Origin of the sequence: Nocardia sp. JMUB6875, assembly GCF_041154655.1 — a bacterium.
GTDB lineage: Bacteria > Actinomycetota > Actinomycetes > Mycobacteriales > Mycobacteriaceae > Nocardia.
On sequence record NZ_BAAFGR010000044.1, the window covers coordinates 1 to 11,949 of the forward strand.

At 67.5% G+C, this 11,949-nt stretch carries 13 protein-coding genes; 5 read left to right on the forward strand and 8 right to left on the reverse strand.

The window, feature by feature from the left end:
• Positions 1-214 precede the first annotated feature (214 nt).
• Entirely contained in the window at positions 215-724 is a 510-nt protein-coding gene (locus tag ACAM49_RS13745; RefSeq protein ID WP_369635869.1) for a DUF4254 domain-containing protein, read from the forward strand.
• A 175-nt stretch (positions 725-899) separates the two neighbouring features.
• Here ACAM49_RS13745 and ACAM49_RS13750 read toward each other — a convergent pair whose 3' ends face one another.
• Both ACAM49_RS13750 and ACAM49_RS13755 read right to left on the reverse strand, forming a co-directional pair.
• A complete protein-coding gene (locus ACAM49_RS13750; protein WP_369635870.1) occupies positions 900-2,018 on the reverse strand; it encodes a methyltransferase in 1,119 nt (372 codons plus the stop codon).
• A 132-nt stretch (positions 2,019-2,150) separates the two neighbouring features.
• Positions 2,151-2,990, reverse strand: coding sequence for an NAD(P)H-binding protein (locus ACAM49_RS13755; RefSeq protein WP_369635871.1), 840 nt, complete (start codon positions 2,988-2,990; stop codon positions 2,151-2,153).
• A 111-nt stretch (positions 2,991-3,101) separates the two neighbouring features.
• Here ACAM49_RS13755 and ACAM49_RS13760 point away from each other — a divergent pair, with 111 nt between their 5' ends.
• On the forward strand, positions 3,102-3,587 hold the full coding sequence (locus ACAM49_RS13760; protein ID WP_369635872.1) for a MarR family winged helix-turn-helix transcriptional regulator: 486 nt from the start codon (positions 3,102-3,104) through the stop codon (positions 3,585-3,587).
• 7 nt (positions 3,588-3,594) lie between these two features.
• On the opposite strand, the gene ACAM49_RS13765 is transcribed toward ACAM49_RS13760, so the two are convergent.
• The 3 genes from ACAM49_RS13765 to ACAM49_RS13775 are packed head-to-tail and all read right to left on the reverse strand — an operon-like array spanning position 3,595 to position 6,645.
• Positions 3,595-3,804, reverse strand: a complete 210-nt coding sequence (locus ACAM49_RS13765; protein WP_369635873.1) for a hypothetical protein — start codon at positions 3,802-3,804, stop codon at positions 3,595-3,597.
• A 36-nt stretch (positions 3,805-3,840) separates the two neighbouring features.
• Positions 3,841-5,979, reverse strand: coding sequence for an ATP-dependent DNA helicase RecQ (locus ACAM49_RS13770; RefSeq protein ID WP_369635874.1), 2,139 nt, complete (start codon positions 5,977-5,979; stop codon positions 3,841-3,843).
• A 6-nt stretch (positions 5,980-5,985) separates the two neighbouring features.
• On the reverse strand, positions 5,986-6,645 hold the full coding sequence (locus ACAM49_RS13775; RefSeq protein ID WP_369635875.1) for a TetR/AcrR family transcriptional regulator: 660 nt from the start codon (positions 6,643-6,645) through the stop codon (positions 5,986-5,988).
• Positions 6,646-6,719: 74 nt separating this feature from the next.
• Here ACAM49_RS13775 and ACAM49_RS13780 point away from each other — a divergent pair, with 74 nt between their 5' ends.
• Positions 6,720-7,466 carry an MBL fold metallo-hydrolase gene (locus ACAM49_RS13780; protein WP_369635876.1) on the forward strand — a complete coding sequence of 249 codons (747 nt, stop codon included), beginning with the start codon at positions 6,720-6,722 and terminating at the stop codon, positions 7,464-7,466.
• A gap of 116 nt (positions 7,467-7,582) precedes the next feature.
• Positions 7,583-8,062, forward strand: coding sequence for a hypothetical protein (locus ACAM49_RS13785; protein ID WP_369635877.1), 480 nt, complete (start codon positions 7,583-7,585; stop codon positions 8,060-8,062).
• A gap of 3 nt (positions 8,063-8,065) precedes the next feature.
• On the opposite strand, the gene ACAM49_RS13790 is transcribed toward ACAM49_RS13785, so the two are convergent.
• The 3 genes from ACAM49_RS13790 to ACAM49_RS13800 form a co-directional block, all read right to left on the reverse strand.
• Positions 8,066-9,289: an RtcB family protein gene (locus tag ACAM49_RS13790; RefSeq protein ID WP_369635878.1), complete on the reverse strand. Its 1,224-nt coding sequence runs from the start codon at positions 9,287-9,289 to the stop codon at positions 8,066-8,068.
• Between the two features lie 86 nt (positions 9,290-9,375).
• A complete protein-coding gene (locus ACAM49_RS13795) occupies positions 9,376-10,599 on the reverse strand; it encodes a glutamate ABC transporter substrate-binding protein (RefSeq protein WP_369635879.1) in 1,224 nt (407 codons plus the stop codon).
• A 230-nt stretch (positions 10,600-10,829) separates the two neighbouring features.
• On the reverse strand, positions 10,830-11,384 hold the full coding sequence (locus tag ACAM49_RS13800) for a TetR/AcrR family transcriptional regulator (RefSeq protein WP_369635880.1): 555 nt from the start codon (positions 11,382-11,384) through the stop codon (positions 10,830-10,832).
• Positions 11,385-11,469: 85 nt separating this feature from the next.
• Between ACAM49_RS13800 and ACAM49_RS13805 the strand changes: the two genes are divergently transcribed.
• The gene (locus ACAM49_RS13805; protein ID WP_369635881.1) at positions 11,470-11,895 is read left to right on the forward strand and encodes a nuclear transport factor 2 family protein; all 426 of its coding nucleotides are present in this window, start codon (positions 11,470-11,472) and stop codon (positions 11,893-11,895) included.
• The last annotated feature ends 54 nt before the right edge of the window (positions 11,896-11,949 follow it).

The following is an 11,949-nucleotide window of genomic DNA, read 5'->3' on the forward strand; positions in this document are numbered from 1 at the left end:
GGGGAAGGGCAGTGGGCGGGACGGCCCGAGCGGTCATTCTGGAAGTGCACCCGGTGCCGCATCGAGATGTGCCCTTCGCCGATAGCGGTTGCCTGGATCCGGCGCGGTCCGCCCTTGCCGCGCCGGGCTCGCGGTCCGGTGACCGCCGCGGGACCGGGTGCGCCCGCACCGCCTGGAGGTAGGTATGTACGTACCCCAACCTGATAACACCCGGTTGAGGCGGGCGAGTGGTCGTGCTGGAACGTCGAGAACCGAGATATCGAAAGCCGAATCTCCGAAAGACGCGAGTTTCGAAGTCAATCGCCCGCTGCTACCCGACTGGCACGAACTGCTGGCCGCCTTCTGCGGTCACATCGGCGATCAGTCCGACGACCATCCCGTCACCCGCTGGGCCCGGGCGCTGGCCGAACTGCACCTGCAGCGCCGGGAGCAGCCCGGCGACACCGGCGGCATCGATGAGCTACGGACCCAACTGGTCACCTTCATCGACGAGTGGGTGGCGAGCCGGGCGCTGCCGAGGGGTGCAGCGCGGGCCGAATCCCTCGGGGTCGTGGTGGATGCCATGGCCGCGGCGCATGTGCGCGCCGTACATCTGCTGAGAACGGCCGAGAAGGTCTCGGACGAACAAGTACACGCCGCCTGGTTCCTGTTGGCGCAGATGGCGGACGGCTGGACCGATCGGGCCGCAGGGGTTGTCGGCCCTAGGATCCGCCGATCCGCCTGAAGTCACTGCGCGACAGTCGAATCAGGAGGCAGCAGGCCCGTGGCGGGCGTGCGGGTTGCGCCGCGCACGCCCCGCGGGCGGCGTCGACGGGCCCGGGTGTGGATCGGTGCAGGGGGCCGACCACCACCCGGGCCGTCGTCGGTGTCGGGTGGCTGTCGGTTTCGGGCGGTCACGGTCACCAGGCCGGGTGGGCCTCGATCACACTGTCGGGAGCGGCGGTCGGCGTCACCTTGGTGAGGGTGAAACCGCTGCGGGAGAGCAGGTTTCCGAATTCGGTCTGGGTGCGTTCCCGGCCGCCGTCGGTATTGATCAGCATCTCCAGATCGAGCAGCTTGCCCATGTGCGGTCTCCGGTGCTCCGGCAGCACGATATCGATGATGAGCAGGCGCGCTTCGGTTTCCATGGACGCGCGGACCGTGCGCAGGATCCGTTCGGCGGCCTCGTCGGACCAGTCGTGGATGATGTGTTTGAGCAGGTAGGCGTCCCCGCCCTTGGGTACCGCTTCGAAGAAGTCGCCGGACTCGACGGTGAGCCGCCCGGTCAGCCCGGGCGCGGACAGTTCCTCGGCCAGACCCTCGGCGATGCGTGGCATCTCGAAGATGGTGCCCCGCATGGACGGATGCCGCCGCAGGATGTCGACGAGCAGGCTGCCGCGGCCGCCGCCGATATCCACGATCGACCCGTACCGCCCGAAATCGTAGGCCGCCTGCAGCGGTTCCACCGCGAGGGTGCTGACGCTGGTCATGGCGGCGTCGAAGACCTGTCCGACCTCCGGATGCGCCTCGGCGTATTCGAAGAACGGCATGCCCTCGACCTCGGGCCAGCGCCAGTGTCCGGTGCGCACGCAGTCGGCCAGGCCCGACCAGTGTTTGCGGTGCAGGTCGGAGCCCAAGAGCAGGAACAGGTCTCGCAGTGAGACCTCGGCGTCGCCGCGCAGGCTCTCCGACACCCGGGTCAGCCGGTAGCCGCCGTCGCCCCGCTGCCCGAAGACGTCGAAGCTGATCAGGAACCGCATGAGCCGCCGCAACGCGGCCTCGTCGACATTCAGCGCCCGCGCGAGTTCGGGCGGCTGTTTGGGTCCGTCGGCGAGGGCGTCGGCGATGCCGAGTTCCGCGGCGGCCGCGACCGCCTGGGTGAGGTAGCCGATGGTGGAGATATCGAGCAGTGCGATGTGCCCCGGCACCAGGCGGCGCTGGAAGGCGGACAGCCCGTCGCGAATCCGGGAGATGGTGCGCAGGATCGGGAGCGGCGGAGCCTTGGGTGATGCCGACGATTTGCGAGCTGCGGACGCCATGGTGACCTCCCCGGGACCTTCGGCGAGTGCGGAATCCGTTCGAGCCTACGCGCCGCGCCGCTGGTGGACAGTGGTTTCCGCGACGGCCGGGCAACCCGCCCCGGCGGGTCCGAAAATGCTGCGGGACGGGTCTCAGGCGGCGGTGAAGGCGGCGGCGTTCTCGCGGGCCCACTGCTCGAAGGTGCGGGCGGGAACGCCGAGCAACGTCTCGGTGGTGTCGGCGGGGGTCTCGGGGCGCTCGGAGGTGATGGCCCAGATGGTGAGCAGCGCGTCGACGATGTACGGCGGCATCGTGCGGGAGAGCTGCGCCTCGGCCTGGTCTCGGGAGATCTGGACGATGGGGATCTCCCGGCCGATGGCCTCGGACAGGTGGCCGATCTGCGCGCGGAAGCTGATGGCCTCCGGACCGGTGAGACTGACCGTGCGCCCGCGCAATTCGGTGCCGGTCAGGGCGGCGACCGCGATATCGGCGATGTCCAGCGGGTGGATCATGGCCAGGCTGGCCTCGGGGTAGGCGTGCTCGATGGGCTCTCCGGCGGCCACGGCCTTGATCCAGCCGAAGGCATTGCTGTCGAAACCGCCCGGCCGCAGCACAGTGGTGGTGAGAGATGAAGCGGCGAGGGACTTCTCGACCGCCAGATGCATTGCGCCGATGGGATTGGACGTTGCCGCGGGATCGTTGACCGCCGAAGACGACAGCAGCACAACGTGTTCCACCCCGGCCTGCTGGGCGGCCGTGACGAAGGCGTCGGCGAGGTCGGCCTTGGCGTAGAGGAAGACCTGTTTCACGTCTTCCAGTGCGGTGGAAAGGGTTTCGGGATCATCGCCGAGTTCGACGGCGCGCACTCCGGCGGGCAGGTCGAGGTCGGCGGGTTTGGCGCTGGCGGCGCGAACCGGCAGACCCTGGGCATGCAGGCTGGAGATGACCGCGCGGCCGATCTGGCCGCGGGCGCCGGTGACGAGGATGGTCATGGGGAACTCCGATCGAGTGCGAATCCATGCTCATGGACAAATGCATGCTGTCATGCACACATTTGACAGTCAACACATATGTTCGTAGAAGCATGAAGATACGATGACCCCATGACCGAGGACGCCCGCACCACCGACGAGCTACTCGATGCCATCGGACCGGCATTCGGCAAGCTGCGGCGCGGGGTCCTGCAGGAGGTCGAGAACCCCATCTCGGCCAAGGACTCCACCCGGGCGTTGGTGTTGGGCTTCGTCCTGGGCTGCGACCGCGACAAGGGTGAGGAGATGTCGGTCGGCGGCATCGCGGCGGCCATGTGCGTCGATCCGTCCGTGGCCAGTCGCATGGTCACCGACAACATCAAGGCGGGTTATCTGGTGCGTGTCCCGTCGCAGCTGGATGGTCGTCGCGCGGTGCTCGAACTCAGCTCGCAGGGCCGCGAATTCATGCGGGACTTCCGTCGTCGGCAGCGCGCGGCGTTCGAATACATCACCGCCGAGTGGCCGGAGCAGGATCGCCTCGACTTCGCCCGGCTCATGCTGCGCTATGTCGACGCGATCGACAATCTCAAGAACCGGGCCTCCGGCGACGGTGCGTGAGCCTGTTTCAGGGCATGCCGCCGGTTCCGTACAGGTAGATATCGCGGTCCGGATCGTGGCCGGAACCGAAATCGATCGACGAGGGCTCGCGGTCCTTCATCTCGATCCACTCCGTCGGCTCCGGCGGAAGCGTGCGCCAACGCGCCCTGGGGTCGGGCGATTCGGGCGCTTCGTTGCCGGTTTCGGGCGCTTCGCTGCCGATTTCAGGCTCAGTCATGGTGTTTCCCTCCCTGATTCGACGATACGCCGGTGATCAGGACGGCGTGGCGAGAGCGAAGGGGAGGACGGCATCGGCTCCGGCGGCACGCAGGGTGCGCGCGGCCATGGTGAAGGTCCAGCCGGTGTCCGTGAGGGCGTCGACCAGCAGGATCGGGCCCTCGACGCCGCTGAGATCCGGTGTCTCCCAGGCATTGTGGAGGGCGGCCACGCGGTGCGCCGAGTTGGCGGCGGATACGGGCGGGAGATCGGGGCGAAGGTGCAGGACGCCGAGATCTTCGAGGCGGCCGACCTGAGCCAGGCGCGCGGCGAGGGAGCGGGTCAGGGTCGGGCGATTGCCGGATTCCAGGGCCATGACGGCGGTGGGACGCCGGGCCCAATCCCATTCGCGCAGAACCGTTGTGCAGAAACGGAAGACCTCGTCCGGGATGGGAGCGTCGGGGCCGTCGAGGAGGGGGCGCAGGCGCTGCCCCCAGCCCAGATCGCTGAGGCGGCCCAGTACGCGGCCGGTCTCGGGACCGTCGGTGATCTTGCCGGACAGTGAGATTCCGAGCTTCGCCAGGCCGGTGGGCCATTGTTTGCGGGGCGCCAGGTCGATGCCTGGGCGATCCAGGCGGGTGCGGATCTCGGCGAGGGCGGTGGCCTCGACGGTGGTGTCCTGGCGGGTGCCGGTGCAGTTGTCGCAGCGGCCGCAGTGGGTGCCCAGCGCCAGGCCCGGATCGTCGAGCTGGCTGCGCAGGAACGTCATTCGGCAGCCGGTGGTCGACTCGTAGTCGATCATGGCCTGCTGCTCCGCCTCGCGGGCGATGCTCAAACGCTCGTAGCGTTCGGTGTCGTAAACCCAGGGCTGTCCGGTACCGAGCCAGCCGCCGCGCACCCGGCGCACCGCGCCGTCCACGTCGAGGACCTTGAGCACCATTTCGAGGCGGGAACGGTTGAGCTCCACCAGGGGTTCGAGGGCGGCGGTGGAGAGCGGGCGGTCGGTGTCGAGGGCGGCCAGCACCGAGCGGACGATGTGCTCGCGTGGGAAGGCCACCGAGGCGAAGTAGCTCCAGATCTGGCGATCCTCGCGGCCGGGCAGCAGGATCACCTCGGCGCGTTCGGTGCCGCGGCCCGCGCGGCCCACCTGCTGGTAGTAGGAGATGGGGGAGGAGGGCGCGCCCAGGTGCACGACGAACCCGAGATCGGGCTTGTCGAAACCCATTCCGAGTGCGGAGGTGGCGATGAGCGCCTTCACCTCGTTGTTCAGCAGTGCGGCCTCGAGGTGCTCACGCTCGGTGGGATCGGTCTGCCCCGTGTAGGCCGCAACCGTGTGCCCGTGCGAATTCAGCACATCGGCGAGATCATGCGCGGCGGCCACCGTCAGCGTGTAGACGATGCCCGACCCGGGCAGCTCGTGCAGCCGCTTGCTCAGCCAGGCTGTCCGCTCGACCGCGTCGGCGATCCGCACCACCGACAGATGCAGCGACTCCCGGTCCAGGCTGCCCCGCAAAACCAGTGTGTCCGTACCGATCTGGGTCGCCACATCGGTCACCACCCGGTCATTGGCTGTCGCCGTGGTGGCGAGGACCGGCACCTCCGACCCGAGATCAGCGATGAGCGTACGAATCCGCCGATAATCCGGCCGGAAGTCATGCCCCCAATCCGACACACAATGCGCCTCATCGATCACCACCAGCCCGGCATCCGCAGCCAGCTTCGGCAACACCGAATCCCGGAAGTCCGGATTGTTCAACCGCTCCGGACTCACCAGCAGCACATCGACCTCCCCCGACGCCACCCGCGCATGAATATCATCCCACTCGGTGACATTCCCCGAATTGATCGTCGCCGCAACAACTCCCGCCCGCTCGGCCGACGCCACCTGGTTCCGCATCAACGCCAACAACGGCGACACGATCACCGTCGGTCCCCGCCCCTGAGCCCGCAACAACTTCGCCGAAATGAAGTACACGGCCGACTTGCCCCACCCGGTCCGCTGCACCACGAGCGCCCGCCGCCGCTGCACCACCAACGCCTCGATCGCGACCCACTGATCCTCCCGCAACCGTGCCTGCGGCCCGGCCAACTCCCGCAGCAGCGCTTCGGCATCCTCGCGCAGGTCACCTGTGCTGGACGGGGGCGCGGCATTGACGAGGTCGGAGGCGTTCGAGTCGGCTGAGGTCACGCCGACCATGGTGCCTCACTCCACCGACACTGCACCGCCGCCGTCCGGATCTTCGTGCGACTTCGCACCCCTTGCGGTGGCGAGATGTGCGTGGATAAGGGTGTCGACCAGGTGATCGAGGGGGAGCCAGGGGAAGCTCGGGCGGTCCTGGCGGAGAGTTATCAGGCCGTGCATGCCTGCCCAGAGGCATTGGGCGGTCGCGGTGGGGTCGGGGGCGCCCGCGGCGGAGGCGGTGTCGACCATGAGTTGCATGGTGGGGAGGCCGGGGAGTTGGCCCTCGGTGGGCTCCCAGCCGGGGGTGCCCGCCGTGCCGAACAGGACACGGTAGTGGCCGGGGTTGGTGATGCCGTAGGTGACGAAGGCGTGGCAGAGGGCCGAAAGGCGTTCGGCGGGCGCGGTTTCGGGGATCGGGGTGAGAGCGGCCAGCAAGGCGTCGCGGAGTTCGGCGAAGCGGAGGCTGTAGACGGCGGTCAGGAGTTCGCGTTTGTCGGCGAATTGCAGGTAGACGCTTTGGGGGGCGACGCCGGCGGCGCGGGCTACGGCGCGGAGGGAGAGGGCTTCCTGGGCGTCGAGGTCTTCGAGGAGGCGGCTGGCGGCGGTGATGAGTTCGTCGCGTAGGAGGGCGCCTTGGCCGCGGCGGTTGCGGCTGCGGGCGGGAGTGGGCTGGTCGGGCACGTTGACAGGATAACAAGACAGGCGTCTACTTACTTTGGACTTTAAGTAGACGACTGTCTTGTTAGGAAAACGCCATGCTCACCGTGACCCGCGTCGTCCATGCCAGCGCCCTCATCGATTTCGGGGGTGCAAGGATCCTCACCGACCCGTGGCTGTCGGAGACCCGTTTCTATCGGCAGGGTGAGCCGCGCGCGTTCGCCACCGCGGCCGATCTGCCCGAGCTCTCCGGCATCGTGATCAGCCACGGCCACTACGACCATTGCGATCTCGACGCCCTGGTCCTGTATCCCGACAAGTCGGTACCGTTCGCGGTGGTTCCCGGCCTGGCCAAGAAGGTTCGCGCCGCAGGCTTCACCGATGTGGTCGAGTTGGCGCCGTGGCAGAGCACGCGTCTCGGCCCGGTCGAGGTGACGGCCGCGCCTGCCAGTCACGGCGTCCCCGAGGTGACCTTCGTGCTGCGCGCCGACGGCCACACCGTCTTCTTCGGCGCGGACACCCTGCGCATCGCCGAACTCGACGAAATCGCCCGGCGTTTCCCGGATCTGGACCTGGCCCTGCTCCCCGTCAACGGCCTGCGCATCCGCCCGGCGCTGAACAAGCAGGTGGTCATGGATGCCGTCGAGGCCGCCGACCTGACCCGCGCGCTACGCCCCCGGGTGGCCGTCCCCATCCACTACGCCTTCTCCAGCGGACCCCTCGGCGACCGGATCATGACCAAGGGCGATCGCGCCGGGGCCGACCATTTCCGTGCCGCCGCAGCCGATCTCGCCCCCGACACAACCGTGCAAATACTCCCAACCGGACACGCATTCGCGCTGTAAAACACCGCTGAACAGCGCCTTGATTGCGGACCGGTCAAGATCGCGCGGAATCCCGTGCCCGGGCGGACAATAGGTTTCCGGGCACGAAGGGCGTCCGGGGGTGCAGGGAGACGCAGATGCCGGAGAAGTTTCCGTCGCCCGCGGGGTGGACTCCGCCCGGGGCGCAGTTTCGCAGTAGCGGCGGAGTTTCGCGCACGGTGACCGGCACGCTGGTGGGGTTGATCATCACCCCCGTCGGCATCGCCTTCGCCGCCCGCGGGGCCGCCGGCACCAGGCAGTGGACGATCCTCGGGGACTTCGCCGACCGGGTGGGATCGACCTTCGAGATCATCATCGCCGCGGCCTTGTTCCTGATCGTGGCGGCGCTGGCCGCTTATGCCCCGGCGGGCACGATCATCGCCGGACTGGTCTGGGGTGTGCTGCCCGGGATCATCCATTTCATCTTCCCGGACGACACCTTCCGCCTGATCGGCGATCTACCCCTGTCCGACGATATGCACGTCGCGCTGTTCCAGTGGCTGCAAACGGGATTCCCGCTCATCGTGGGCATCCTGCTGGTGGGCGCGGGTGCAGCGGCGACCTTCCGCCGCCGCTGACCTCTAACCCTTCACGCACAGCACCTGTCGCAGCGTGGCGACAATGTCGACCAGGTCGCCCTGCGCCGCGATGACCTGATCGATGTCCTTGTAGGCCGCCGGAATCTCATCGATCACCCCGGCGTCCTTGCGGGACTCCACACCCTCGGTCTGCGCGACCAGATCCGCGACGGTGAACTGCCGCTTGGCCGCATTACGGCTCATCCGCCGCCCCGCACCGTGCGACGCGGACTGGAACGAGGCCGGATTCCCCTTGCCCCGAACCACATACGACCGCGTACCCATCGACCCGGGAATCAGCGCGAGATCCCCCGCCCCCGCCCGCACCGCACCCTTGCGGGTGACCAGCATCGGCATCCCGTCGATGATCTCCTCCGCCACATAGTTGTGGTGGCATGAGATCGGATCATCGAAATGCACTGCCAGCCCGGCGAATTCATCGCGCACCGCCTTGCAGACCAGGGCCAGCATGACGGCGCGATTACGCGCTGCGTACTCCTGCGCCCAGGTCAGGTCGCGACGGTAGGCATCCATTTCCGGTGTCCCGGAAAGGAATACCGCCAGATCGCGATCCGGCAGATCGGCATTGTGCGGCAGCTGCCGCGCGACGGCCATGTGCCGCTCGGCGAGTTCCTTGCCGATATTGCGGCTTCCGGAGTGCAGCAGGATCCAGACACGCTGTTCGTTATCCAAGGTAACTTCCACGAAATGGTTGCCGCCGCCAAGCGTTCCCATCTGCTTGTGTGCCTTGGACTCGCGCGCGTGCACCGCCGGATCCAGCGTGTCGAACGACTTCCAGAACCGCTCCCACCCCGCGCGCATCGTGGTGCCCGCCGCGCGCTGCCCGAAAACCTCTGCGTTCAAACGGTTTACGTTAACCGGATCATCATGCGCCGAGAACCCGACCGGCACCGCCGCCTCGATCCGGGACCGCAGCGAGTGCAGGTCGTCCGGCAGATCGGCCGCCGTCAGCGAGGTCAGCACCGCCTCCATCCCGCACCCGATATCGACCCCGACCGCCGCGGGCGCCACCGCGTCCTTCATGGCGATCACGGATCCCACCGTCGCCCCCTTGCCCAGGTGCACGTCCGGCATGACTCGCACGCCGTACACCCACTCCAGTTGCGCGATATTCCGCAACTGCTGCAGCGCGGCCGGTTCGACCTCGTGCTCGTGGGCCCACATGAGCGTCTGCGCTCGAGTACCGCGCAGCTCGACGGGAAACATTGGCCTGTCCTTCCTCTTGACTGCCGTCGAGGGTAGGTGCTCGGCCCATGCGGGCGCACCGCATTATTCGGGCGTTCGAGATCGGTTCAGGGTTCGACGAAGTCGGCGGCGAGGGAGCAGAGTTTCCAGGAGCCGTTGCGGCGGACCATGGTGGCGGTGTAGTCGATGTCTTTGAAGTAGCTGCGGTATTTGTCGGGGACGTTTGTGAATGTTTCGTGGAATGCGAAGGTCGCGGAGTTCGGGTCGGTTTGGGTGACTCCGGTGACGGTGTTGGTGTAGCCCGCGTTCTTTACTTCCGAGCCGAGCGTTTTGTCGTATTGCGGGGTGTATTGGAAAACGATTTCATCAATGGCGTCGGCGGTTTCGGGGCAGACCAGTGAGCGGAAGCCTTCCCAATCCCGGGCATTGGAGGTGGCGGCGACGGCCTTGGCGGCATTCACCAGTTCCGGATCGAGGGTGGTGGGGTCGCCGGGTTCGACCTCTTTGTCGGGCGCGTTGAAGACCACCGGTGCGGGCATCGGCTTGTAGCCGCCGGCCGCGAGATCCGCCTCCATGGCGCGCCGCCAGCTGCCGTCCTCGATCATCAGCCGGATGGCCGAGGTGATGCGGCTCTGCATGTCCAGGTCGCCCTTGCGGACGCCGACCCCGTAGCGCTCTCGGGTGAAGCGGTGCCCGACCAGCCGCAGCACGCCCGGGTGCTCGTGGGCGTAGCCGGCCAGGATGACATCGTCGGTGGTGACGGCGTCGATGGTCCCGGCGATCAGGTCGGATACGCACTGCGCGTAGGTATCCCGGGTCGTGAGCTTCACATTGTGGGCGAAGCTGCGCCGGATCTTCTCGGCGGAGGTGGAGCCCTCGGCGGTGCACACGGTGCGCCCGTCCAGGTCCTCGGGCTGCTCGATGGCACGCTCGCCCTGCCGCACCAGCAGGTCCTGCCCGGCCATCAGATACGGGCCCGCGAAGGAGACCAGCTGCTGGCGGGCGGCGGTGATGGAGTAGGAGGCGACGACGAAATCGACTGCGCCGGAGTTCAACAGATCCTCGCGCTGTTCGGAGCGCGCCTCGCGCCAGGTGATGTGCTCGGGCGTGACGCCCAGCTTCCCGGCGATGTAGACGGCGGTGTCCACATCGAATCCGCGGGGTTTGCCGTCGGGTCCCCGCACCGACAGTCCGGGCTGATCGAATTTGATCCCGATGGTCAGCGCGCGCGGCGGCGGCTCCTGCGGCGCCGCGTCCGGTTTCGGGGTGTTACCGCAAGCTGCCACGGTCAGACCAGCCGTAACGGCGACGGCGCGGAACGCACGCTTCATCGAATCTGATCTCCTGTCCTCACTCATGCGGATGAAACACGAAGAACAGCCCCGGGCCGAGGTGCCTGAGAGGGCAACCGATCAGCACATGGTGCATCAAATCATCCGAGTTGCAAAAACGTGCGGACATTGCGGAACTATGCGGGCGATTCGCCCATGTTTCAGTTATTTCCGCAATATTTCAGCGACTTATAGCTAATGGTTTGCGTGCGGCCTCGAGGGGGTACCGGTCAGCGCGTGCGGAGCCCGTCGGCGATCACCGCGAAGGTGCGTTCGCGCAGACCCGGCGCGGTCCCGGCCTCGTGCACGGCGAGGAAGACGCCCTTGATGATGGTCAGCAGATCGTCGACGCTGATGTCGGGCCGGACCGCCCCGGCCTGCTGGGCCCGCGAAAGCAGCACCGCCAGCGCCTCTTTGAGTTCGTGGGAGACCGTCCGCGGGTATTCCCCGCCCTGGGTCCGCAGCGCGTCGGCGAGGTCGCGCTTCACGCCGCCCTGCAGCACCAGCATCTCCAGGAATTCGAAGAACACCGCCGCCGGGTCCTCGTGCTCGGTCAGCTCCCGCGCGTGCGCGGTGATCCGCTCGACCTGATCCAGGATGGCCGCCTCGAAAAGCGCCTCCTTGGTGGGGAAGTGGCGGTAGACCGTGCCCGCCCCGACCCCGGCCCGGCGCGCGATCTCGTCGAGCGGCACCGAAATGCCCTCGGCGGCAAAGGCTTCCTGGGCCGCGGCCAGCACCCGCTCGCGATTGCGGCGGGCATCGGCGCGCAGGGGTCGATCCGTCACGCCCGAAAGCTTACCGATCCGTTGACAAGCGGGGCGCGCGCCCCGAATACTAAGCGGGTCCAGCGTTCCGCTTTTGGAGGTAGTTGTGTCCACGTCCGTAGAAACCCCTCGTGACCTTGTCGAACGGCTCTTCCAGGGACTGCCTTCGCGCGATGCCGATCGGTTCGCCGCGCTGCTCGATCCGGAGGTGGTGTTCGAGATGCCGTTCCCGATTCCGGGCGAGCCGACCCGCATCGAGGGCCGTGAGCAGGTTCGCGCGTATCTCGCGTCGCGGTGGTCGGCCATGCCCGGAGTCGAGGTGCACGGCATCCGCCCGCAGATCCACGAGACCACCGATCCGGAGTTGCTGGTGGTCGAGAACGATGTCGACGTCACCCGGCCGGGCGGGGAGCGGGGCTGGTTCCGCAGTTCCATCAACGTGGTTCGCGTGCGGAACGGCCTGGTCACGCTCTTCCGCGACTACATGGATACCGGCCGCATCCTGGCGATCCGACAGTCGAAGCAAGGCTGAGTGTGACCGCTATTACCCACGGAATCGTCGACTAACAGTTAGTGCGTTAACTAT